Raw genomic sequence first — 21,775 nt, 5'->3', positions numbered from 1 at the left:
GTCCCCATCGTCTAGAGGCCTAGGACATCACCCTTTCACGGTGAGTACAGGGGTTCGAATCCCCTTGGGGACGCCAGTCAAGCAGTAAGCATGCAAAAAGCCGCCTTGTGCGGCTTTTTGCATTTCCGGAGCTACCACATGATGGGGTTGTATGGCTGCGGCAGCGGGAAGCGGCCCATATGCAGCTGCGGCCATTGCGTGCCGTAGGCGGCCAGCTGCGCCGCCCGCGCCACGTCCAGCGGATCGTAGACCGAGCCGCCGCCCAACAGGCTGCCCATCGCGCCACCCATTGCGCCACCGATCGCACCGCCCAACTGCGGCGACGCCATCAGCGGCGACATCACGCTGGCCTGCTGCGGCGCCACCTGTGCCGGCTGCTGGTTGGCCTGCGTCTGCAAGCCCACCGCCACCAGCACATCCGGCATGCCGAAACCGGTGCGGCTCTGGTCGGCCAGGCTGACCCGGTGCGCGCTGGCGCGGATGATCTGGAACAGCCGCTCGACCCGCTCGGCCCCGCGCGCCTTGTATTGCGGCGACTGGAAGTCCGGGTGGTGCGCCAAGGTCAGCGCCGCCAGGCCGGTCACGTGCGGGGTCGCCATCGAGGTGCCGTCCCAGGCCGCGAAATTATTCGGCGGCACGCAAGACGTGATGGCCACGCCCGGCGCGCACACCGCCACCTGCGGTCCGAAGCAGCTGAACTTGGCCGTGAAATAACCGTAGGCGTCGACATTCTGGTCCAGCGTCTGCGCGTGATAGCTGTCGGCCGGGAATTCGTCGAGCTTGCCCACCGCCGCCACCGCCAGCACATTCGGCGACGAGGCGGGGTATTGCACCGCGCCGCCCGAATTGCCGGCCGCGACGATGCAAGCGATGCCGGCCCGCTTGGCGCGCACGATCTGCTGCTCCAGCGCTTCCGACACTTCGGCCCCGCCCAGGCTCAGGTTGACCACGTCGATCTGCTTGTCGATGCAGTATTCCAGCGCATCGATCAACTGGCTGATCTGCCCGCCGGGGAACAGCTTGCAGGCGTGGACTTCCGCGTCCGGCGCGAAGCCGCGTATGCCGGAGGCGATGTCGGCCGCCGCGATCACGCCGGCGCAGTGCGAGCCGTGGCCCAGCGTGTCCTGGTCCCAGCCGTCCGGATTGGTCTTCTTGTTCAGCACATCGAAGCCGGCCTTGATGCCTTTCAGGTTGGCGTGGGTGGTGGCCGCGCCGGAATCGATGATGGCGATCTTGATCCCCTGGCCGCGATAATTGCCGGGCAGCTGATCCAGCCGCATCGCCTTCTGGCCCCAGCCGTAGGCGCGCTGGCGCGGGAAGCCTGCCAGCGACGGCCAGTCCGACAGCGCCCGCAGCGCCACGACATTGGCCTCGTCGGTGCTGATGTCGGGGTCGCGCTGGTAGAAACTCCAGTAGTCGGACTTGGGCTTGACGTACAGGCCGCGCACCGATTCCGGTGTTTCGCCGAACAACGACAGCGTGACCTGGCCGTTGGCGTCGGTCACGCCGCTGGCCGGCAGCATGCTGCCGAACAACGACACTTCCGCTTCCGCCTGCGGCGCACCGTCCTTGCCGATCACGCTGATCACGGCATTGAGCACCGGGCCGCCGCTGGCCGACATCGTGCCGGTCACCATGGCCGGCTGGCGTAGCGCCGGGTCCATCAGGTTCAGGTGCTGGTCATTTTCCACCAGCAGCCGGCCCTGGCCTTGTTGATGCAGCACGGCGGCTTTCTGTTCCGTCATGCGCGCCACCAGCACGCCTTGCGAGCCGCCCATGCCGTCGGCCAGTGCGCCAAGCACGGATTTCGGGCCGACCGTGTCGACCACTTCGATGTCGTTGCTGCTGCGTAGCGCCTGCTCCAGCGCCGAGAATTGCAGCGGCTGGAAACTCAAGGCCTGCAAGCCGTCCGGCTGGCGCGGCGCGATCACATACTGCTTCCTGCGCGCGCCGACCGTGCGGCCGCCGCTGTCGGCTGGGCGCCTGCCGGGATCGCCGGCGGCATCGGTCGTCGTGTCGCCGGCAGTCGAGGCCGGACCGGAGCTGCTGCTGGAGCTGCGCGCCGAGCGGCCGGTGTTTTCTGTGGAGCTGGCAGTTTCGCCGCCGCCGGAAAGCGTGGAATCCGGGGACGACGAGACGCCATCGTTGGAGGGTTTGGGCATGGACTTTCCTTTCAAATCGGATCGGGCAGCTCGCGGTCGAAAAGCGACAGCGGCTGGTCCGGTTCTATCGTCAATTGGTGGGAGGGCGTGCCGGTGCTGCGGAAATGCAGCTCCAGCACGCGGGCTTTGTCGGGACTGATTTCCACGACCGCCGTATGTGGCTGGTCGCGCGGGCCGATGACGTCGACCACCGTGATCTCGGGGTCGACGTCGGCCAGCGCCAGGAAATCGGCCAGCGGCGCGCCGCCGGTGGCATGGATCAGATACCTGGCCTTCTTGGCTGGCGCGCCTTGGGTTTCAAACATAAGGGTCTCCTTGAAAAGTGCAGCGCCCTCCGCGGCCGCCGCCGTCGGAGGGCAGGGACGGCGGCGCCGTCCGGTCAGCGCCTCAGCGCGCGGTCAATGCAGGGTTTGGCCGCCATACAGCCCGTTGCCGGCGTTTGCCAGTTGTGCCTGCTGCGTCAGCTGGGCCAACTGCTGTTGTTGCTGTGCATAAGCCGCCGTCACCGGATCTACGCCGAACGGCAACATGCCGCCCAGCTGCCCGGCGATGCCGCCGATGGTGTTGCCCAGTCCCGCATTGCCGAAGGCGCCGCCGATCGCGCCGCCCAGTGGCTGCGCCACGCTCTTGATGATGTTGCCGAACCAGCCTTGCGGCGCCAGGCCTTGTGCCTGCAGCTGTTGCAGCTGCGCGTCCTGGGCTTGCTGCGCATAGGCTTGCGACACGGGGTCGGCGGCGAATGGCAGCATGTTGGCGATGTTGGGGCCGGGATAGCCGATGCCTGGGCTGCCGATGCCGGTCCGGCCGAAGATCGGTGGGCTGATGATGCCGGTGTTGCCGCGCTGGCGCAGCAGGTCGCCGAAGAAGCCCTGTGGCGCCAGGCCTTGCGCTTGCAGCTGCGCCGCCTGCTGTGCATAGGCTTGCGCCACCGGATCGGCCGCGAACGGCAGCATGCCGCCCAGGTGGCCGGCGATGCCGCCGATGGTGTTGCCGAGCCCTTGATGGCCGAAGGCGCCGCCTATCATCCCGCCCAGCGGCTGCGCCACGCTCTTGATGATATTGCCGAACCAGCCTTGTGGAGCCAGGCCTTGTGCTTGCAGCTGTTGTAGTTGTTGGAGCTGCGCTGCTTGCTGGGCATAGGCTTGCTGCACCGGATCGGCCGCGAACGGCAGCATGCCGCCCAGTTGGCCGGCGATGCCGCCGATGGTGTTGCCCAGGCCGGCGTTACCGAAAGCGCCGCCGATGGCGCCGCCCAGTGGTTGCGCCACGCTCTTGATGATGTTGCCAAACCAGCCCTGTGGTGCGAGCTGGGCCTGTTGTAGCTGCTGCAGTTGCTGTTGTTGTGCTTGTTGTGCGTAGGCGGCAGTCACCGGGTCGACGCCCAGTGGGAGGAAGGAGCCGCCGATGCCGCCGGCCGCCTGGCCGATCTGGCCGCCGAGACGGGAATTGCCGAACAGCCCGCCGATGCCGCGACCGATCAGGCCACCCAGCGGTGCGCCCAGCAAGCCGCCGAAGAAACCTTGCGGTGCCAAGTCGCCCAGTTGTTGCGGTGCTAGTTGTTGTGCATAGTACTGTTGATACTCGTTCATGACATCTCCTTGTTGTGGTTGCTATTAGCCAGCGCTGTCTGCCTACCGCGTGGACCTGCGCTGGAAGGGATTTGACCGGGTCAGTGAGCGGAAGTTTTGGTATTCTTGGTGGCCCTCGCAGGTTAATCAGGTATCATCCAGCCTCACGTTTTCCCGACTCATCATGAAAAAATTTCGCCGCCTCGATCTGTTCTGCCGCGTCGTCGACAACTACGGCGACATCGGCATCTGCTGGCGTCTTGCGCGCCAGTTGCGGCGCGAGCACTACATCAACGTCACGCTGTGGGTCGACGACCTGGCCAGCTTCCGCCGCATCTGCCCCGAGGTCGATACCGCCGCCGACGACCAGCAACTCGATGGCGTGCAGGTGCGCCACTGGCGCGACCAGGACGGCGTCTACACGCCGGCCGACGTGGCCGACATCGTCATCGAATTTTTCGCGGTCGACATCCCGCCCGGCTACATCGAAGCGATGGCGCAGTGCGAGCCGCGTCCGGTGTGGTTCAACCTGGAAGGCCTGACGGCGGAGGAGTGGGTCGAAGGCTGCCATCGCTTGACGTCGCCGCATCCGCGCCTGCCGCTGACCAAGCACTTCTTCTTCCCCGGCTTCACCGACAAAACCGGCGGCCTGCTGCGCGAAGTGGAGCTCGATGAGCAGCGCCGCCAGTTCCAGTCCTCGCCGGCGGCGATGGCGGAGTTCCTGGCGCGCTTCGGCGTCACGCCGGCTGAGATGGCGGCCACCAAGGTCTCGCTGTTCTGCTACCCGCACGCGCCGGTCTCGGCGCTGCTGGATGTCTGGCGCCAGGGCGACCAGGCCGTCACCTGCCTGGTGCCGGAAGGCGTGGCGGCCGAGACGGTGCAAGCCTTCCTCGGTACTGAGGCCAAGGCCGGCGTCAGCGCCACCGACGGCGCGCTGACGCTGCGCGTGCTGCCCTTCGTGCCGCAGCCGGACTACGACAAGTTGCTGTGGGCCTGCGACCTGAACTTCGTGCGCGGCGAGGATTCCTTCGTGCGCGCGCAGTGGGCCGGCAAGCCCTTCGTCTGGCACATCTATCCGCAGGACGAAGACCTGCATCACAAAAAGCTGCGCGCCTTCCTGCAGCGCTACGCCGTCGAACTCGATGCGCTGGCCGAATTTTCGCTGCGCTGGAACGGCGCGCCGACGGCGGGCGAGGGCAGCGGCTGGCAGGCGCTGTGGCTAGCCTTCGCGCAGCAGATGCCGGCCATGCAGGCGCGCGCTGGCGAGTGGCAGGCGCAAATGCTGGCCAACGGCGACCTGGCCGCCAATCTGATGGCGTTCGCCGCCACGCTGAGATAGGCGGTGCGGGAAAAACAAGGTATAATGCCGGGTTAATCTCTAGCGCATTTTTACCCGATCAACCGTGAGCTTTGGGCGTTCAGCCTGGCGACAGATGATTTTTACGCAACCTACTTTTTACGTACACTCTCTATGAAACCTGCAAAAGAAATTCGTGTTGGCAACATCATCATGGTTGACAGCAAGCCTATGATCGTTCTGCGCTCCGACGTCAACGGTTCGAGCCGCACGGGCTTCACGTACAAATGGAAGATGAAGAATCTTCTGACCAACACCCCAATGGAAAACGTGTTCCGCGGCGACGACAAGTTCGACGTAGTCGTTCTGGACAAGAAGCCAGTGACCTACTCGTACTTCGCTGATCCGCTGTACGTGTTCATGGACACCGACTACGAGCAATACGAAATCGAAGAAGAAAACCTGGGCGAAGCGCTGAACTACCTGAAAGACGGTATGGAATGCGAAGCCGTGTTCTACGACGGCAAAGCGATCTCGGTTGAACTGCCAACCACCATCGCACGCCAGGTCGTGTACTCGGAGCCTGCGGTTAAAGGCAACACTTCGGGCAACGTCCTGAAAGAAGCCAAGATCGAAAACGCCATCGAAGCCCACCGCCACACCGTGCAAGTGCCGCTGTTCGTGAGCCAGGACGACGTCATCGAAATCGACACCCGTACCAACGAATACAAGCGTATCGTTCGTAACTAATCGGTTTTAGTGCTAAAAAAGCACGCCAGCGCATGTTAAACACATGCCGGCGTGCTTTTTTTATTGGAAGTTAGTAATTATTTGCTGATTTGTAATAATTTCTGTGGTGTAGGTGGCAACACGCTGATATATTTATGCGACGCAACAAATAGTGCGCATTGGTGATCAGTTCAAACCACTCACGAGGATGGCATGGATCGCAGGGAATTCGTTCGTATCGGCGTGGCCGCAGGGGCCATTGCGGGCAGCAACCGGGTGCTGGCGGCGCCGGCGGGTGCGGCGTCCAAGCACGGTCCTGGCGGCATCCTCGATGCCGGCGTCTGGGAACAGCAGCAGATGATGGAGGCCGGCAAGCTGACCTCGCACTCGCTGACCTCGCAATACCTGGCCCGCATCAAGACCATCGACAAAGCCGGCCCCCGCCTCAACGCCATCATCGAAATCAATCCCGAAGCGCTGAAGATCGCGCTGGACATGGACCGCGAGCGCAACCTCAAGCGCGTGCGCGGCCCGCTGCACGGCATCCCCGTCCTCCTCAAAGACAACATCGCCACCGGCGACCGCATGAGCACCACCGCAGGCTCGCTGGCGCTGAACGGCATCCGCGCCGCGCGCGACGCCCATGTCGCCGCCCAGTTGCGCGCGGCCGGCGCCGTCATCATCGGCAAGACCAACCTGAGCGAATGGGCCAATATGCGCTCGACGCATTCGGTCAGCGGCTGGAGCGGGCGCGGCGGACTGACGCTTAATCCATATTCGCTGGACCGCAATTGCAGCGGCTCCAGCTCCGGCTCGGGCGCGGCGATTGCCGCCGGCCTTGCCACGCTGGCGGTCGGCACCGAGACCGACGGTTCGATCGTCTCGCCCGCTTCGATCTGCGGCCTGGTCGGCATCAAGCCGACGCTGGGGCTGGTCAGCCGCAGCGGCATCATCCCGATCGCCCACTCGCAGGACACGGCCGGACCGATGGCGCGCAGCGTCGCCGACGCCGCCCTGATGCTGGCCGCGATGACCGGCGTCGATGCGAAGGATCCGGTCACGCAGGAGGGGGCCGGCAAGGCGGGCGACTACCGCGCCGCGCTGGAGAAGGGCGGCTTGAAGGGCAAGCGCATCGGCGTGGCCCGCAACTTCTTCGGCACCAACGACGAGCTGGACGCGGTGATCGAAAAAGCGCTGCTGGACCTGAAGGCGCAGGGCGCGATCCTGGTCGACACCGAAGTCCCCAACGTCGGCAAATACGGCGACAGCGAGACCGAAGTGCTGCTGTACGAATTCAAGGCCGACCTGGCTGCCTACCTGAAGGAGTACGCGCCGCACGCGCCGGTGTCCAACATGGCCGACGTCATCGCCTTCAACCAGAAGAACCACCAGCAGGAGCTGCCGTACTTCGGCCAGGAATACCTGGAGCGCGCGCAAGCCAAGGGCGATCTCGACACGCCGGCCTACCGCGACGCGCTGGCCAACAACCATCGCTACTCGCGCGCCGAAGGCATCGACCAGGTGATGCGCGAGCACCAGCTCGACGCCCTGGTGGCGCCGACCGGCGGCCCCGCCTGGCTGACCGACTTCATCAACGGCGACCATTTCGGCGGCAGCTTCTCGTCGCCGGCGGCGGTGGCGGGCTACCCGCACATCACGGTGCCGGCGGGGTATGTACACGGCCTGCCGGTAGGCTTGTCCTTCGTCGGCGCCGCCTACAGCGAAGCCTCGCTGATCCGCATGGCCTACTCCTACGAACAGGCGACGCTACACCGCCGCGCCCCGCAGTTCCCCGCCAGCGTCTCCCTCGCCGTCCGCTAAACCCGGGGTCAGGTCCCCCATTAGAGCATGAGTGCGGTTGAACAGCCGACCTCATGCTCTAATGGGGGACCTGACCCCGGATTTTTCCCATTTAAGGATGAACTGAATGACCCAACCTTTGTTCCGTTTTGCACTGCTGGCGCTGGCCGCCGCCGCGGTTTCCCCGGTATTGGCGGCTTCCGCCGTGAAGAGCGATGGCGGCCGCGCGTTTGCCAAGCCGCAGCAGTTGATCGATGTCGGCGGCCGCAAGATGAATCTGCATTGCAGCGGCGAGGGCGCCACCACCGTGTTGTTCGACTCGCCGTCGGGCGACGCCGGTTGGGCGTGGTTCAAGGTGCAGCCGGAAGTGGCCAAGCACACGCGCGCCTGCGTGTTCGACCGCGCCGGCTTCGGCTTCAGCGATCCGGCCACGCGCCCTAACACTTCCGAAAACGTGGCCGAGGATCTGCACAAGCTACTGGCCGGCGCCGACGTCAAGCCGCCGTATATCCTGGTTGGCAATTCGCTCGGCGGCGCCAACGTGCAGGTCTACACCTACCGCTATCCGGACGAGGTCAAGGGCCTGGTGCTGGTCGAGGCGCAGCATGAAGACGAAACCGCGCGCCTCGATAAAGCCACCGAGGGGAAGATCAAGCAGATCTACGGCATGGTCGAGCAGCAGAACCAGTACTGCCTGGCCGCCGCCAGCAAAGGCAAGGGTATCGCGGCGGGCAGCCAGCAGCAGAAGAACTGCATCGGCGATCCTTCGGCTTTCTTCGGCCCTGCGCTTGGCTCAGTGGTAGTGGCGCAGGAGCGCAAGCCGCTCTACTGGCGCACCACGGTGGCGGAATGGAATGCGATGAAGGACAGCGACGAACAGCTGCGCGCCTTGCGCCGCCCGCTCGGCGACCTGCCGCTTGTGGTGCTGACGCGCGGCGTGAGCCCATACGCGGTGCCGAACCAGCCGCAAAGCGCGCTGAATAAAGCGATGGAAGACGAGAACGTCGCGATCCAGAAGCAGATGGCCGCACTGTCCACGCGCGGTACGCAGCGCATCGTGGCCGGCGCCGGCCACGGGATTCAGGCAGACAAGCCTGAAGCCGTGACCGAGGCCGTGCTGGAAGTGCTCAAGCAGGTCAAATAGTCACGCCCAGTTCGCGCAGGATCTGTTCCTTCATCTCCTGGAACTCGGGACGGGACAGCTTGCGCGGATGCGGATGCGGCACGTCGAACGACGCCTGTATCCGCGTCGGCCGCGGCGACAGCACCAGGATGCGGTCCGCCATGAACAGCGCTTCCTCCACATCGTGCGTAATCAGGATCACCGTGTGGCGTTCCTCGGAAAGGATGCGCAGCAGTTCGGTGCGCATCTTCAGGTTCATCAACGCGTCCAGCGCGGAGAAGGGCTCGTCCATGTACAGGATCTCCGGCTTGACCACGAAGGCCCGCGCCAGCTCCACCCGTTTCAGCATGCCGCCCGACAGTTCGTGCGGATAGCTGTTCTCGAAACCCTTCAAGCCCACCATCTCCGCATAGTGATCGGCCAGCGCCGACTTGTCGCCATGGCCGTTGCCGGTCAGGCCGAACATCAGGTTTTGCTGCACCGTCAGCCACGGGAACACCGAGCCATGCTGCGAGATCGCGATGCCCTTGGGACTGGGCCCGCGCCGCACCATGCCGTCGATGCGCACCTCGCCCTCGCTGGGCTGCTCGAAGCCGGCGATGATCTTCATCAGCGTCGATTTGCCGCAGCCGGACGGGCCGACGATGGCGACGAATTCGCCGTCCTTCACATCCAGGCTGACGCCGCCGACCACCGGCAGCTCCTTGAAGTTTTTCTTGATATCGTTGACGACGATTTTAGCGTCCATAGCGCCACCTTACCGATTTGAGGCCTTCGAGTTTGCGCATCACCGCGTCCAGTATCAGGCCGATGATGCCGATGATGATCATGCCGGCGATGACCAGGTCATAGCGGTTGCCGGCGTTGCGCGAGTCCATGATCAGGTAGCCCAGGCCGGAACGCAGCGCGATCATCTCGGCCGCCACCACCACCAGCCACGCCACGCCTAGCGCGATGCGCATGCCGATGATAATCTCCGGCAGCACCGCCGGTATGATCACCTGCCGGAACAGCGTCGTCTTGGAGACGCCGAAGTTCTCCGCCGCCCGCAGGTAGCGCCGCTCGATGGTGTGCACGCCGGATGCGGTCTGCACGATCATCGGGAACACGGCGGCGATAAAGATCAGGAAGATCGGCGACAGGTTGCCCACGCCGAACCACAGGATCGCCAGCGGTATCCACGCGATCGGCGAGATCGGCCGCAGGATCTGGAAGATGGGATTGAGCGTGGTGTAGGCGCCATCCACGCGGCCCATCCACAGGCCGAGCGGAATCGCCACCGCCGCCGCCAGCCCGAAGCCGGTACCGACGCGGAACAGCGAGGCGCCGATATGCTCCCACAGCGTGCCGTCTTCGGCCAGCTCCAGCGTGCCGGTCACCACTTGCAGCGGCGTCGGGAAGATCACGCTCTCGGTCTGCACCACCACGATCCACCACACGGCGATCAACGCGGCCAGCACCGCCACCGGCGGCAGGATTTTCTTGAGTTTTTCCATAACGTCCAATTAAGTTGAGAACATATGCGGTGCGCGTGCCCAGGCACGCAATGCGCGCCACTTCAGGCGCGGCCAGCCGGCGGTTGGCATGGCGTCGACCACCACCCGCATTTGTCCGCTGGCGTGCGCGGTGCAGGCGAAGTCGTTGACGGAGACGGTTTCGAACGGCAGCCGGAAGCTCTGGCCCGGCATGATCAGCACCGGCCCGAAAATCTGCGGCACGCTGTCCTTGTTGCGCAGCAGGAGCACGTCGTTCGCGCCCTGCGTCAGATGGATTTCGGCAGGCAGGATCTCCACCTTGTCGCCGGCCATGCGGCGCGCCCAGGTGCCGCTGGGGATTTCAAACAGCTCGTCGCGCGAGGGCAGGGCGAGCGGCGCCAGCGCGGCCCATGCGCACAGGGCCACGACGCCGGTGGCGGCAAGGCCCAGCGCGATGACTGCCGGTTTGCGTAGACGCTGCGTACTCAATTCTTCAACAGCAGCGTGGCGTCGTGCACCACGTCGGCGGCGGTGCGCCCGAACGGCAGCAACGCGCGCAAGCTTCCCTTGCGATCGACGAAGTACAGGTACGAGGAATGGCCGACGATGTATTCGGTCTTGCTACCGTCGATCATCTTCTTGGTGGCGGTGATGCCGTAGTCCTGGCGTACGCGCGCCATTTGCTGCGGCGTGCCGGTGGCGCCGATGAAGGTCGGATCGAAAGCGCGCAGGTAGTTCCGCATGCGCTCGGGCGTGTCGCGCTCGGGATCGACGGTGACGTAGATGACCTGCAACTGGCTGGCCTGCGCGCCCATCTGCCGGCGCGCCTCGGCCAGCATCCCCAGCGACACCGGGCAAACATCCACGCACGAGGTGTAGCCGAATTCGAGCAGCACCAGCTTGCCCCGGTACTGGCTCAGTTTCAGGTCCTTGCCGTCCGAGCCGCGCACCGTGAAGTCGGGCGCCATGCGCGGCGGATCGAATACGCCGGCCTTCAAGCCGAGAGTGTCGGCGGCTCGCGCACCGAAGGCGATCGACATTGCGATCGCCAATAACGCTATCCTCAACTTGCTCATATGTTGATGGCCACCGGCTTGATGGCCTTGACGAAGCTCTCGTCCACATAAGACTCGTAGGCGATGGGGTGTTTGATGGTGCCTGCTTCGATCGACAGCTGCATCAATTCGTCGAACTCGGCGCGTATCATGCGCAGGTCGCCGTAGGTCACGCGGTCGGCCGGGTTCTGCATCACGAAGCGCAGGATGTTCGGGTCTTGGTTGAAGTACTTGCGGCCGGCGGCGATGGTGATCGCCTTCTCGCGGCTGACCGGAGTCGAATCGAGCCAGCTGCCGGCAGCCTGCACGTAGTTGACCAACTCCTGCACCAGCGGGCGGTTTTCCTTGATCAGTTCTTCGCGTACCGTCAGCACGCAGCAAATGTAGTTGCGCCACTCGTCGCGCGTCATCGCCAGCGGACGGGCGTAGCCTGCGCGCTGCGCTGCGGCGCCGAAAGGTTCGCCGGTGCAGTAGCCGTCCACCGCCTTGGCGTACAGCGCGGCCGGCATGTCCGGCGGCGCCATCTCGACGATCTCGATGTCCTTGGGCGTCATCTTCTCGCGCGCCAGCATTTTGCGCAGGAACAGGAAGTCCACTGCGAAGCGGCTTGGTATGGCGATGCGCTTGCCGCGCATGTCGGAGAATTTTTTATAGGCCGAATCGGTGCGCACCATGATGACGGCGCCCGAACGGTGGCCCAACGAGACGATCTTGACCGGGATGCGTTTGTCGGCAAGGTCCATCACCAGCGGCGCCAGCATGTAGGCGGCCTGGATGCGGCCCGTCATCAACGATTCCTTGATTTCGGGCCAGCCGTTGTATTTGCTGTATTCGAAGCCGCGCGGCAGCGCGCCCGGCTTGCCGGCGTCGGTGGCCTTCGCCATGCAGGCCACCGGCAGCGTCAGATTACAGGTGACAGGCAGGCCACCGACCTGGATAGGCGCATCGGCCGCGCGGGCGCTGGACGGCAAAATCAGCGGCAGCGCAGGTGCTGCAGCGGACAACAGGCCGCCCAGCAAGCGGCGGCGCAGCGGTGAATCGGGGGAGGGATCGTCTCTGGTGTCCATGGCGCTTGGCCGCATAGTATTTTGCTGTAATTGTACTACAGCCCCTTGCGGACCAGCACCGGATCGGCGCGATACACATCCGGCGCGATACGCTTCAGGTTCTCGACCTTCGGCAGGTCGTTGAAGGCGATGTACGGGTGGCTGGGGTGCAGCGTCAGGAAGTTCTGGTGATAGGTCTCGGCCGGGTAGAACGCCTTGTCCATTTCGATCCTGGTCGCCAGCGGCTTCTTGAACACGCGCGAGGCATCCAGCTGGGCGATGTACTTTTCCGCCACGCTGCGCTGCGCCGGCGTTTGCGGGAAGATCGCCGAGCGGTATTGCGTGCCGCTGTCCGGCCCCTGGCGATTGAGCTCCGTCGGATTGTGCGCCACCGAGAAGAAGATCTGCAGCAGCTTGCCGTAGCTGACCTGCGCCGGATCGTAGGTGATCTTCACGCTTTCTGCATGGCCGGTATCGCCGCCGCTGACGGCGTCGTAGTTGGCGCTGCGGCTGTCGCCGCCGGCGTAGCCTGAGACGGCGTTGCTGACGCCCTTCACGTGCTGGAACACGCCCTGCACGCCCCAGAAGCAGCCGCCGGCAAAGATAGCGGTGGCCGCATGCCCGGCGCCGGCCGGTTCGTCGACAGTCGGCGGCGCGATCACCACCGCGACTTCCGCCGATTCCGCCGGTTGCTGCCAAAGTGCCACGCCGAAGATGGCCGCGCCGACCAGCGCCGCTGGGCCGCCCCAATTTTTCAGGATACTGTTCATGATGTGCTCTCCGTTTCAACCAAAGGTAAAGGCGTAGGCTTGCACGCCGGGATCGAGGAATTCAATGCTGAAGATGCGGTCGGCGATGCTGCCGGACTGCCGCACCAGTTGATACAAACGCTGGCCGGTGATGGTGCCGCTGCCGTCGGCGCCGATGTCGGTGCCGTGGCTTGCGCCCGGCGCGGCGCCGTCTATCGTCACGCGGAAGCGTACCGGTTTGCCGTCCTTGCCGGGGCCGAGCACCAGGTGCAGGTCGCGCGCGTGGAAGCGGTAGACGATACGGCCCATGCCCTGGTTCAGCGTGACCTGGTCCGGCTGCGACAGCCAGTTCCCGGCCAGGCCCCATTGATTCAACGCTGGCTGCGATGGGGCGGTGTAGCTACGCGGCTTGTCCGCAGCCTGGCCTTCCGGCGAGGCGAAGTTCCGTGCGCGCTCGTAGCCCAGGTAGGTCTCAGGCGAAGCCACCTGTCCCATGTCGGCTGCCTGTTGCACGCCCTTGGCGTCTTCCGCGCTGACCACGGTGTTGGCGACGTCCTTGCGGCCCGCTTCTTCCAGCAGCTGTTGGATCACCTGCTCGGACTGGGCGTATTCGCCTTCGCCGAAATGGTGATGGCGGATCTGGCCCTTGGCGTCGATGAAGTAGTGCGCCGGCCAGTACTGGTTGCCGAAAGCGCGCCAGATGGCGTAGTCGTTGTCGACGGCGACAGGGTAGGTGATGCCAAGATCCTTGATCGCCTTGCGGACGTTGCCGACATCTCGTTCGAAGGCGAATTCGGGAGCGTGCACGCCGATCACCACCAGGCCCTGGTCGCGATATTTTTCCGCCCATGCCTTCACGTACGGCATGGTGCGCAGGCAGTTGATGCAGGAGTAGGTCCAGAAGTCGACCAGCACTACCTTGCCTTTCAGCTGGGCTGCGGTCAGCGGTGCGGAGTTCAGCCAGTCGACTGCGCCAGTCAGCGGTGGCAGCTTGCCTTCCACCGGCAGCGTGTCGTCGGCCGGCGCCGCGCCGTGCATGGCCATCATGGCTGGGCCCTTGCCGGTCATCGCCGTGCGTGACATCATCGCGCCGCCGGCCATCATGGCGCCCGAGCCGTCTGCGCCATCACCGTCGCTGCCGCTGCCACTGCCGCCGCGCATGGCGCCGCCAGCCATCATCGCGCCGGAGCCGCGCAGCGCGTCGCCCTGCGGATCGCGCGGCGACAGCTTGTCGATCAGCTTCTGCTCCAGACCCGCCGTCGCCACGGTCGACACCCTTGTCAACAGTCCTGTATCGAGCCCGCTGGCAATCGCCGCCACGCCACCGAGCATGGCCACGCCCAAGCCGCGTCGTATCCATTCGCCCGCGCCCAATGAACGCTTCATCGCACTGAAGACCTTACCACCGATGAGCAGCGCCAACGCCAACGAAGTCGCCGCGCCCGCCGCATAGGCCAACAGCAGCAGCGTAGTCCCGGCACTGGCGCCGTTCAGCGCCGCGCCGGTCAGCACCAGGCCGAGTACAGGGCCGGCGCAGGGCGCCCACAGCAGACCGGTCGCAATCCCGAGCAGGAACGACGCCCGCGCTCCGGACCAAGCGCCATCGCCAGCCGCGGCATCCGACGCCTGTGCCTTGCTGGACAGCTTGTCGCCCAGCGCCACCAACGGCTTGGTCAAGCGATCCGCCAGATGCGGCAGCATCAAAGTCAGACCGAAGAACGCCATCAGCGCCATCGCCAGCCAGCGGCCATATTGGTTAGCCTGTACCACCCAGCCACCGCCGACCGCCGCCAGCGTCGCCACCAGCGCAAAGGTCAGCGCCATCCCTGCCAGCATCGGCAGGCCGCTGCGCACAAACGGCTGGCCCGTGCGCGCAAACACAAACGGCAGCACCGGCAAAATGCACGGACTGAGAATGGTCAGCGCGCCGCCCAGATAAGCAAGAAGTATCAGCAACATGATGTTCAACCTCCGTCAAGCAGCGCCGGGCGTGAAAGTCAGCGCCAGACCGTCGATGCAATAACGCAGGCCGGTCGGTTCCGGGCCGTCGTCGAACACATCGCCCAGATGCCCGCCGCAGCGGCGGCACTGTACTTCCGCGCCACGGAAACCCAGCGACGTCGTGCGGCTGGTGTAGACGCCGCGTTCCAGCGGCTTCCAGAAACTGGGCCAGCCGGTGCCGCTATCGAACTTGGTCGCGGACGAGAACAAGGGATTCTGGCAGCCGGCACAGAAGAATTTACCGGCCCGATGCTCCTTGTAGAGCGGGCTGCTGAACGGCCGCTCCGTGCCGCCGCGCCGCAGAATCTCATACTGCGCGGGCGAGAGCAGGGCGCGCCATTCGGCGTCCGTGTGGCTTACTTCCCAGGCCGGAGCCGGAGCGGCGTGGGCGGCGCGCCATTTTAAAGCTGCGGCGCCTGCCATCAGGGCGGCGCCGCTAGTCAGGAGAAATTTGCGTCTGGAAGTCATGGGAACTCCATAAAGTGGAATGTCGATGCAGCCATTGTGGCCGGGAAGGGCTGGCGAAATCCTCACGTAAACTTCAATTAAATGTGATACTTTCCAAGGCAGGAATCCCGCACAATGGCGGCATCCAGACTTTTACCCGGCCCGACTGACTATGGATTTACCAAAACGCGTCCTGATCGTTGAGGATGATATGCCTATCGCCGATTTGCTGCGCCTGCATTTGCAGGATGAAGGCTATCAGGTCACCCACTGCGCCGACGGCAACCAGGGCCTGGCCCAGCTGCGCACCGGCGGCTGGGATGCGCTGATCCTCGACCTGATGCTGCCCGGCGTGGACGGCCTGGAGATCTGCCGCCAGGCGCGGGCGATGGCGACTTACACGCCCATCATCATCACCAGCGCCCGCTCCAGCGAAGTGCACCGCATCCTCGGCCTGGAGCTGGGCGCGGACGATTACCTGGTCAAGCCATTCTCGGTGCTGGAGCTGGTGGCCCGCGTCAAGGCGCTGCTGCGCCGTGCCGACGCCATGGCCCGCAACCAGCGCAACGAATCCGGCGCATTGGAGCTGAACGGCGTGCGCCTCGATCCGCTGACCCGGCAGGCCCAGGTCGAAGGCCGCGCGCTGGACCTGACGCCGCGCGAATTCGACCTGCTGTACTTCTTTGTCAAGCATCCGGAAAAAGTGTTCTCGCGGCTGGACCTGCTCAACCAGGTGTGGGGCTACCAGCACGACGGCTACGAACACACGGTCAACACCCACATCAACCGCCTGCGCGCCAAGATCGAAGCCGATCCCGCCGACCCGGCCCGCATCCTGACCGTGTGGGGCAAGGGCTACCGCTTTGCCAACGGCGGGCCTGCGGAATGAACCTGAGCTTATCGCAGCGGCTGTCGCTGGTGTTCTCGGTGCTGCTGCTGGCTTGCTGCGGCGCGTCCGCATGGTTGCAGATCCGCGCCAACATCATGCATGAGAAGGAAGTGGTGCAAGGCCTGTCACGCGGACTGGCGCGCAGCATCGCACTCGACGCGCAGCTGATGCACGCGAACAGCGATCCCGCGCCGGCGTCCGGCGTTCCAGCCAGCGAAGGCCTGGGCCCCGAAGCCGTACGCCGCCTGTTCGGCCAACTGATGGTGGTCAATCCCAACGTCGAAGTCTACCTGCTGGACATGGACGGCCGCATCGTCGGCCACGCCGCGCCGGCCGGCCATCTGAAACGCGATCATGTGAACCTTGAACCCATCCGCCGCCTGCTGGACAACCAGCCCTTGCCGATCCAGGGCGACGATCCGCGCAGCGACAGCGGCCGCAAGGTCTTCAGCGCGGCCGTGCTGCGCATGGACGAGCGCAAGGTCGGCTACATCTACGTCATCCTGCAAAGCGAGGAGCATGACCGTCTCGCCGCCCGCGCAACCGCCAGCTCGGTGTTGCGCACAACCTTGTGGTCGATGGCGATCGTGGCCTTGCTAGGCTTGCTGGCCGGCCTGGTTGCCTTCCGCCTGATCACGCGGCCATTGCATCGCCTGACCGCGACCATGCGCCAGCTCGACACCAAGGCCGAGCAGCTGGTGCTACCGCCGCCCAACGCCGGCGGGCGGCGCGACGAGATCGCGATCCTGGAGCGCACCTACGGCGAGATGGCTGAGCGCATCAACGAGCAATGGCAGACCATGCGCCAGCTGGATCACGAACGCCGCGAGGTGGTGGCGAACATATCGCACGACCTGCGCACGCCGCTTGGCTCGCTGCACGGCTACCTGGAGACCTTGTCGCTGAAGGACGAAACGCTGGATGCGGCGGGCCGCCAGCACTACCTCGGCATCGCGCTGGCGCAGAGCCGCAAGGTGGGACGCCTGGCGCAGGCCTTGTTCGAGCTGGCACGCCTGGAGCATGGCGCGGTGGCGCCGGAGATTGAGGCCTTCTCGCTCAGCGATTTGATACAGGACGTGTTCCAGAAATTCGAATTGCGCGCCGAGGAAAAACAGCTGCACCTGAACGCCGTGCTGCCCCATCCTGCACCGATGGTGCGCGCGGACCTGGGCATGATCGAGCGCGTGCTGACCAATTTGTTCGACAACGCGATCCGCCATACGCCGGCTGGCGGCACGGTGGAGATCACGGTGGGGCCGGGGGGGCAAGATCAGGTTCGCATCACCGTCAGCGATACAGGACCTGGCATCCCGGTGGATATGGAGGATGTGCTGTTCCGCCGTCCGTTCGCGCTACGTGGCGAACACAGGGAAGGGGGGCTGGGCCTGCTGATCGTCAGCCGTATCCTGCAACTGCACGACAGCACCATCGAATTGGTCCGCATGCCGCAACGCGGCGCCGTATTCCGCTTTGCGCTGGCGATGGCTTAAGCTGGCTGCAAAGGCGCGCGCCAGCTGTTCAGATAGTGCTGCGGCGTCTTGCCGAGTATGCGGCGGAACATCGCGCTGAACGCGCTCGGACTGGCATAGCCCAGCGCCGCAGCGATCTCGCCCACGCTGTCGCCGCGCTCCAGCCGGCCGAAGGCCTCGGCCAGATGCACCTGCTGCACCCACTGGCGGTAATGCAGCCCGGTCTCTTTTGGGAACAGGCGTATCAAGGTGCGCGCGCTGGCGCCGGCTTCGGCGGCCCAGTCCTCGATGGTGCGCGGGCTGCCAGGATCGTCGACGATGGCTTCGCACACGGCCAGCAGGCGCCGGTCGCGCGGCCAGGGGATTGCGATCGGCACCGTCTCCGCCGCCGCCAGCTCGGACAGGATCAGCATCGCCAGGTGTTCGCCACGGCCGGGCAGCGGATATTCGATCGGCTCATCCAGCAGCGACAGTATCAGCTCGCGCAGCAGCGGGCTGACTTCGATCACGCGGCAGGCGTCGCCGAAAGCCTGCGCCGTCACGGCTTCGATGTAGATGGTCCGCATCGTCACGCGGCTCAGCGAGGTCCATTGATGCACCACGCCGGGCGGGATGAACAGCGCGCGGCGCGGCGGCAGTATCCACACGCCGAAGTCGGTCTTCACCTTCATCAGACCTTCGGTGGCATACAGCAGCTGCGCGCGTTCGTGGCTGTGCGGTGTCACCGACACGCCATGCACCTCGTCGCGCGCCATCGCCGTGACCACGCGTGGCACGCGCTGGTAATCGCGATGGTCGCTGCTGCGTTGGAGAGCTTTCATTGTCACTTATTCGACGAAAAATGGAATAGATAGGATTTTCGGCCATATTACACTGGCTCGCATGAATACCTCCACATTCGCTTCCGCCAGCCGTCCCCACGGCGACACCGTTATCTCCATCCTCGGCGCCGTCGCCCTGGTCCATCTGCTGAACGACCTGACGCAGGCGATGCTGCCGTCGATCTATCCGATGCTGAAGGCGCAGTTCGGCCTGACGTTCGCGCAGGTCGGCCTGATCACGCTGACCTTCCAGTGCACCGCCTCGCTGCTGCAACCTTGGATAGGCCTGTACACCGACCGCCGCCCGCTGCCTTTCCTGCTGCCGCTGGGGATGGTCTCCACGCTGATCGGCGTGCTGATGATGTCTGTCGCCGGCAGCTTCCCGGCTTTGCTGGTGGCCGCTGCGCTGATCGGCGTCGGTTCCTCGACCTTCCACCCGGAGGCTTCGCGCGTGGCGCGCATCGCCTCGGGTGGGCGGTTCGGTTTTGCGCAGTCGCTGTTTCAGGTTGGCGGCAATGTCGGCTCGGCGCTCGGGCCTTTGCTGGCTGCGGCCATCATCATCGGGCGTGGGCAGGGCAATATCGCCTGGTTTGCGCTGCTCGTGATGGTGGCGATTGTGGTGCTGGTGCGCGTGGGCCGCTGGCACAGCGCGCACCTGGCCGGACTGCCGCGCAAAACCGCATCGCATGCCGTATCGCCTTTATCCAAAGGCCGCGTTTATGGCGCGTTGACGGTGCTGGCGCTGCTGGTCTTCTCCAAGTACATCTACATGTCCAGCTTGAGCAGCTACTACACCTTCTACCTGATCGATAAATTCGGCCTGTCGGTATCGTCGGCGCAGCTGTATCTTTTCCTGTTCTTGGCGGCGGTGGCGGCGGGCACCTTCATGGGCGGGCCGATCGGCGATCGTATCGGCCGCAAGCGCGTGATCTGGATCTCAATTCTCGGCGCGGCGCCGTTCACGCTGATGCTGCCTTACGTCGGCCTGGCCTGGACGGCCGTGCTGTCGGTGGTGATCGGCTTTGTGATCTCGTCGGCGTTTTCCGCCATCGTGGTGTTCGCGCAGGAGCTCATGCCGGGCAAGGTCGGCATGATTGCGGGGATATTCTTTGGATTGATGTTTGGCGTGAGCGGCATCGGCGCCGCCGCCATGGGGCATATCGCCGACGTAGCCGGCATCGCCTATGTGTACAAACTGTGTTCGTTCCTGCCGCTGCTGGGCATACTCACGGTGCTGCTGCCGCATATCGAGCAGCCGCACCGTTAGCCAACGTCATTCCCGCGCAGGCGGGAATCCATACTGAATCGGCTCCGGTCGCGCCGCATGGATTCCCGCTTTCGCGGGAATGACGCCTTAGGACTCGATGAAGCGCATCTTGAAGTTGCGGCCTTTGATGGCGCCGAAGTCGCCGCCCAGCGGGTTGTTCTTGCTGAGGCGCTCGAAGGCATCGTAGGCCACGCGGCGGTCGATCGCCACGTAGGTCTGGAACTCGAACACGTTGATCTTGCCGACTTGTTCTTTCGAGAGGCCGGCGTCGCCGGTCAGTGCGCCCAGCAGGTCGCCCGGACGCAGCTTGTCCTTCTTGCCGCCCGAGATCACCAGCGTCATCATCGGTGCCGGATCGACGCCGTATTCGTTGTCGTCCAGGCTTTTCAGGTCGAACCATTCGACCGGCGCCTTCTGGTATTCCTCGATCAGCTTGACCCACTTCTTCTCGTTCGGCGCGCACAGCGACAGGGCCAGGCCTTGTTCGGCGCCACGGCCGGTGCGGCCGATGCGGTGGATGTGCACCTCGGTGTCCTTCGACACGTCGACGTTGATCACCGCTTCCAGGTTAGGGATGTCCAGGCCGCGCGCGGCGACGTCGGTGGCCACCAGCACGGAGCAGCTGCGGTTGGAGAACAGCACCAGGATCTCGTCGCGTTCCTTCTGTTCCAGTTCGCCGTACAACGCCATGGCGGAGAAGCCTTTCGATTGCAGCTCTTCCACCAGCTCGCGGCATTGCACCTTGGTGTTGCAGAAGGCGATGGCCGATACCGGCTTGTAGTGGCCCAGCAGGCGCGCCACGGCGGAGGTGCGCTCGTCGAAGCCGATCTCGAAGAACAGCTGTTCGATCTGGCTGTTGTCGTGCTGCGCTTCGACCGTCACTTCGACCGGATCGGCCAGGAAGGAGTCGGTGGCGCGGCGGATGTCGTCCGGGTAGGTGGCCGAGAACAGCAAGGTCTGGCGACGTTTCGGGCAGGCGCTGACGATGCCGGCGATTTCGTCGTAGAAGCCCATGTCGGTCATGCGGTCCGCTTCGTCCAGCACCAGCGTTTCGACCTTCGACAGGTCCAGCGTGGCGCGGCCCAGGTGATCGCGCACGCGGCCCGGCGTGCCGACCACGATGTGGGCGCCATGCTCCAGCGAGGCGATCTGCGGACGCATCGGCGAACCGCCGGTCAGCACCAGCACCTTGACGTTGCCGGTGGCGCGCGCCAGGCGGCGCAGCTCATTGGCCACCTGGTCTGCCAGTTCGCGGGTAGGGCACAGCACCAGCGCCTGCACGGCGAACCAGGCGGGATTGAGCTTGGCCAGGATGCCGATGCCGAAAGCGGCGGTCTTGCCGCTGCCGGTCTTGGCCTGGGCGATCAGGTCGCGGCCAGCCAGCACCGACGGCAGGCTTTGCGCCTGGATCGTCGTCATCTCCTTGTAGCCGAGCGAATCGAGATTGTCCAGGAGGGCGGTGGTCAGCGGCAGGCTGGAAAACGCGGTGGAGTCGGTGGATGTCATGGTGTCAGACCTGTTCAAAAAGGACGTGGTCACAGTCTAACAGGCTCGCTGACGCTGTGATAATCGGGTTGTTATTAGTTTGGCGCCCACACCGGCAAGCCGGTGAGGTCCAGGTTTTCGTCGCGCACCCAGACCGGCAATCCGGAGGTGTCGGTCGGTTCCAGCAGTTCCAGTTGCACTTGCTTGAGTGTGGCGCGCTTGCCGCGTGGCGGCGGCGGACGCTTTGCTTCCGGTTCGAGCGGCGCGGCCGGGCTGAAGCCGGGCAGGTCGAACGTAGCGTTATCTTTTTTATCTCTCATCTGAAAAAAAACAAAAGCCCGGCTGTAGCAGTCGGGCTCAGTGTAAGTTAAGGGCGAAGTGTAACACAAAGC

Annotated in this window: 21 protein-coding genes and 1 tRNA gene; 8 read left to right on the top strand and 14 right to left on the bottom strand. The window is 64.8% G+C overall.

The features are described from left to right. A tRNA-Glu gene (locus V6M89_RS25930) sits at nucleotides 1-76 on the top strand. A gap of 55 nt (nucleotides 77-131) precedes the next feature. Here V6M89_RS25930 and V6M89_RS25925 read toward each other — a convergent pair. The 3 genes from V6M89_RS25925 to V6M89_RS25915 form a co-directional block, all read right to left on the bottom strand. Then, complete coding sequence (locus V6M89_RS25925; protein WP_332855908.1) at nucleotides 132-2,162, bottom strand: S8 family serine peptidase; 2,031 nt, start codon at nucleotides 2,160-2,162, stop codon at nucleotides 132-134. 11 nt (nucleotides 2,163-2,173) lie between these two features. Further along, nucleotides 2,174-2,467: a hypothetical protein gene (locus tag V6M89_RS25920; protein ID WP_332855907.1), complete on the bottom strand. Its 294-nt coding sequence runs from the start codon at nucleotides 2,465-2,467 to the stop codon at nucleotides 2,174-2,176. Between the two features lie 93 nt (nucleotides 2,468-2,560). Then, nucleotides 2,561-3,751, bottom strand: coding sequence for a hypothetical protein (locus V6M89_RS25915; protein ID WP_332855906.1), 1,191 nt, complete (start codon nucleotides 3,749-3,751; stop codon nucleotides 2,561-2,563). 163 nt (nucleotides 3,752-3,914) lie between these two features. On the opposite strand from V6M89_RS25915, the gene earP reads away from it, so the two are divergent. From earP to V6M89_RS25895, 4 genes are all read left to right on the top strand, one after another. Further along, complete coding sequence (earP, locus tag V6M89_RS25910; RefSeq protein WP_332855905.1) at nucleotides 3,915-5,069, top strand: elongation factor P maturation arginine rhamnosyltransferase EarP; 1,155 nt, start codon at nucleotides 3,915-3,917, stop codon at nucleotides 5,067-5,069. Nucleotides 5,070-5,201: 132 nt separating this feature from the next. Further along, nucleotides 5,202-5,777, top strand: coding sequence for an elongation factor P (locus V6M89_RS25905; protein ID WP_116988197.1), 576 nt, complete (start codon nucleotides 5,202-5,204; stop codon nucleotides 5,775-5,777). A 192-nt stretch (nucleotides 5,778-5,969) separates the two neighbouring features. Further along, entirely contained in the window at nucleotides 5,970-7,577 is a 1,608-nt protein-coding gene (locus tag V6M89_RS25900) for an amidase (RefSeq protein WP_332855904.1), read from the top strand. Between the two features lie 106 nt (nucleotides 7,578-7,683). After that, nucleotides 7,684-8,700, top strand: coding sequence for an alpha/beta fold hydrolase (locus V6M89_RS25895; protein ID WP_332855903.1), 1,017 nt, complete (start codon nucleotides 7,684-7,686; stop codon nucleotides 8,698-8,700). Here the strand turns inward: V6M89_RS25895 and V6M89_RS25890 are convergent. Genes V6M89_RS25890 through msrB form a run of 8 tightly spaced genes read right to left on the bottom strand, consistent with a single transcriptional unit; the run spans nucleotide 8,693 to nucleotide 15,473 of the window. Then, nucleotides 8,693-9,427, bottom strand: coding sequence for an ABC transporter ATP-binding protein (locus V6M89_RS25890; protein WP_116988200.1), 735 nt, complete (start codon nucleotides 9,425-9,427; stop codon nucleotides 8,693-8,695). The genes V6M89_RS25895 and V6M89_RS25890 overlap by 8 nt on opposite strands. Next, nucleotides 9,417-10,175, bottom strand: a complete 759-nt coding sequence (locus V6M89_RS25885) for an ABC transporter permease (protein ID WP_332855902.1) — start codon at nucleotides 10,173-10,175, stop codon at nucleotides 9,417-9,419. Before V6M89_RS25885 ends, V6M89_RS25890 begins: the two co-directional genes overlap by 11 nt. 9 nt (nucleotides 10,176-10,184) lie before the next feature. Continuing rightward, the gene (locus tag V6M89_RS25880; protein WP_332855901.1) at nucleotides 10,185-10,643 is read right to left on the bottom strand and encodes a cupredoxin domain-containing protein; all 459 of its coding nucleotides are present in this window, start codon (nucleotides 10,641-10,643) and stop codon (nucleotides 10,185-10,187) included. After that, the gene (locus V6M89_RS25875; protein ID WP_332855900.1) at nucleotides 10,640-11,206 is read right to left on the bottom strand and encodes an SCO family protein; all 567 of its coding nucleotides are present in this window, start codon (nucleotides 11,204-11,206) and stop codon (nucleotides 10,640-10,642) included. Before V6M89_RS25875 ends, V6M89_RS25880 begins: the two co-directional genes overlap by 4 nt. 20 nt (nucleotides 11,207-11,226) lie before the next feature. Further along, nucleotides 11,227-12,276, bottom strand: a complete 1,050-nt coding sequence (locus V6M89_RS25870; RefSeq protein WP_332855899.1) for an ABC transporter substrate-binding protein — start codon at nucleotides 12,274-12,276, stop codon at nucleotides 11,227-11,229. A 35-nt stretch (nucleotides 12,277-12,311) separates the two neighbouring features. Then, nucleotides 12,312-13,025 carry a peptide-methionine (S)-S-oxide reductase MsrA gene (gene msrA / locus V6M89_RS25865; protein ID WP_332855898.1) on the bottom strand — a complete coding sequence of 238 codons (714 nt, stop codon included), beginning with the start codon at nucleotides 13,023-13,025 and terminating at the stop codon, nucleotides 12,312-12,314. Between the two features lie 15 nt (nucleotides 13,026-13,040). Continuing rightward, nucleotides 13,041-14,963 carry a cytochrome c biogenesis protein DipZ gene (locus V6M89_RS25860; protein ID WP_332855897.1) on the bottom strand — a complete coding sequence of 641 codons (1,923 nt, stop codon included), beginning with the start codon at nucleotides 14,961-14,963 and terminating at the stop codon, nucleotides 13,041-13,043. A gap of 15 nt (nucleotides 14,964-14,978) precedes the next feature. Then, nucleotides 14,979-15,473 carry a peptide-methionine (R)-S-oxide reductase MsrB gene (msrB, locus tag V6M89_RS25855; RefSeq protein WP_332855896.1) on the bottom strand — a complete coding sequence of 165 codons (495 nt, stop codon included), beginning with the start codon at nucleotides 15,471-15,473 and terminating at the stop codon, nucleotides 14,979-14,981. 151 nt (nucleotides 15,474-15,624) lie between these two features. Between msrB and V6M89_RS25850 the strand changes: the two genes are divergently transcribed. Both V6M89_RS25850 and V6M89_RS25845 read left to right on the top strand, forming a co-directional pair. Beyond that, nucleotides 15,625-16,341: a response regulator transcription factor gene (locus V6M89_RS25850; RefSeq protein ID WP_332855895.1), complete on the top strand. Its 717-nt coding sequence runs from the start codon at nucleotides 15,625-15,627 to the stop codon at nucleotides 16,339-16,341. Continuing rightward, nucleotides 16,338-17,831, top strand: a complete 1,494-nt coding sequence (locus tag V6M89_RS25845) for a HAMP domain-containing sensor histidine kinase (protein WP_332855894.1) — start codon at nucleotides 16,338-16,340, stop codon at nucleotides 17,829-17,831. Before V6M89_RS25850 ends, V6M89_RS25845 begins: the two co-directional genes overlap by 4 nt. On the opposite strand, the gene V6M89_RS25840 is transcribed toward V6M89_RS25845, so the two are convergent. After that, on the bottom strand, nucleotides 17,828-18,631 hold the full coding sequence (locus V6M89_RS25840; RefSeq protein WP_332855893.1) for an AraC family transcriptional regulator: 804 nt from the start codon (nucleotides 18,629-18,631) through the stop codon (nucleotides 17,828-17,830). The two genes, V6M89_RS25845 and V6M89_RS25840, sit on opposite strands and share 4 nt — an antisense overlap. Before the next feature lie 61 nt (nucleotides 18,632-18,692). Between V6M89_RS25840 and V6M89_RS25835 the strand changes: the two genes are divergently transcribed. Beyond that, a complete protein-coding gene (locus V6M89_RS25835; RefSeq protein WP_332855892.1) occupies nucleotides 18,693-19,898 on the top strand; it encodes an MFS transporter in 1,206 nt (401 codons plus the stop codon). Between the two features lie 87 nt (nucleotides 19,899-19,985). Here V6M89_RS25835 and dbpA read toward each other — a convergent pair whose 3' ends face one another. Then, entirely contained in the window at nucleotides 19,986-21,404 is a 1,419-nt protein-coding gene (gene dbpA / locus V6M89_RS25830; RefSeq protein ID WP_332855891.1) for an ATP-dependent RNA helicase DbpA, read from the bottom strand. Between the two features lie 74 nt (nucleotides 21,405-21,478). Then, on the bottom strand, nucleotides 21,479-21,703 hold the full coding sequence (locus tag V6M89_RS25825; RefSeq protein WP_008449983.1) for a hypothetical protein: 225 nt from the start codon (nucleotides 21,701-21,703) through the stop codon (nucleotides 21,479-21,481). Nucleotides 21,704-21,775 lie beyond the last annotated feature (72 nt).

Source organism: Duganella sp. S19_KUP01_CR8, from assembly GCF_036688705.1.
Lineage (GTDB): Bacteria > Pseudomonadota > Gammaproteobacteria > Burkholderiales > Burkholderiaceae_D > Rugamonas.
The sequence above is the reverse complement of the archived record's forward strand: the minus strand, read 5'-3'. Positions and strand labels throughout refer to the sequence as shown.

Coding starts and splice junctions, on each gene's coding strand:
- V6M89_RS25915 (WP_332855906.1), bottom strand. CDS start 3,751: ATGAACGAGTATCAACAGTACTATGCACAACAACTAGCACCGCAACAA.
- V6M89_RS25870 (WP_332855899.1), bottom strand. CDS start 12,276: ATGGACACCAGAGACGATCCCTCCCCCGATTCACCGCTGCGCCGCCGC.
- dbpA (WP_332855891.1), bottom strand. CDS start 21,404: ATGACATCCACCGACTCCACCGCGTTTTCCAGCCTGCCGCTGACCACC.
- earP (WP_332855905.1), top strand. CDS start 3,915: ATGAAAAAATTTCGCCGCCTCGATCTGTTCTGCCGCGTCGTCGACAAC.
- V6M89_RS25895 (WP_332855903.1), top strand. CDS start 7,684: ATGACCCAACCTTTGTTCCGTTTTGCACTGCTGGCGCTGGCCGCCGCC.
- V6M89_RS25850 (WP_332855895.1), top strand. CDS start 15,625: ATGGATTTACCAAAACGCGTCCTGATCGTTGAGGATGATATGCCTATC.
- V6M89_RS25860 (WP_332855897.1), bottom strand. CDS start 14,963: ATGTTGCTGATACTTCTTGCTTATCTGGGCGGCGCGCTGACCATTCTC.
- V6M89_RS25845 (WP_332855894.1), top strand. CDS start 16,338: ATGAACCTGAGCTTATCGCAGCGGCTGTCGCTGGTGTTCTCGGTGCTG.
- V6M89_RS25825 (WP_008449983.1), bottom strand. CDS start 21,703: ATGAGAGATAAAAAAGATAACGCTACGTTCGACCTGCCCGGCTTCAGC.
- V6M89_RS25835 (WP_332855892.1), top strand. CDS start 18,693: ATGAATACCTCCACATTCGCTTCCGCCAGCCGTCCCCACGGCGACACC.
- V6M89_RS25925 (WP_332855908.1), bottom strand. CDS start 2,162: ATGCCCAAACCCTCCAACGATGGCGTCTCGTCGTCCCCGGATTCCACG.
- V6M89_RS25920 (WP_332855907.1), bottom strand. CDS start 2,467: ATGTTTGAAACCCAAGGCGCGCCAGCCAAGAAGGCCAGGTATCTGATC.
- msrA (WP_332855898.1), bottom strand. CDS start 13,025: ATGAACAGTATCCTGAAAAATTGGGGCGGCCCAGCGGCGCTGGTCGGC.
- V6M89_RS25885 (WP_332855902.1), bottom strand. CDS start 10,175: ATGGAAAAACTCAAGAAAATCCTGCCGCCGGTGGCGGTGCTGGCCGCG.
- V6M89_RS25890 (WP_116988200.1), bottom strand. CDS start 9,427: ATGGACGCTAAAATCGTCGTCAACGATATCAAGAAAAACTTCAAGGAG.
- V6M89_RS25840 (WP_332855893.1), bottom strand. CDS start 18,631: ATGAAAGCTCTCCAACGCAGCAGCGACCATCGCGATTACCAGCGCGTG.
- V6M89_RS25905 (WP_116988197.1), top strand. CDS start 5,202: ATGAAACCTGCAAAAGAAATTCGTGTTGGCAACATCATCATGGTTGAC.
- msrB (WP_332855896.1), bottom strand. CDS start 15,473: ATGACTTCCAGACGCAAATTTCTCCTGACTAGCGGCGCCGCCCTGATG.
- V6M89_RS25900 (WP_332855904.1), top strand. CDS start 5,970: ATGGATCGCAGGGAATTCGTTCGTATCGGCGTGGCCGCAGGGGCCATT.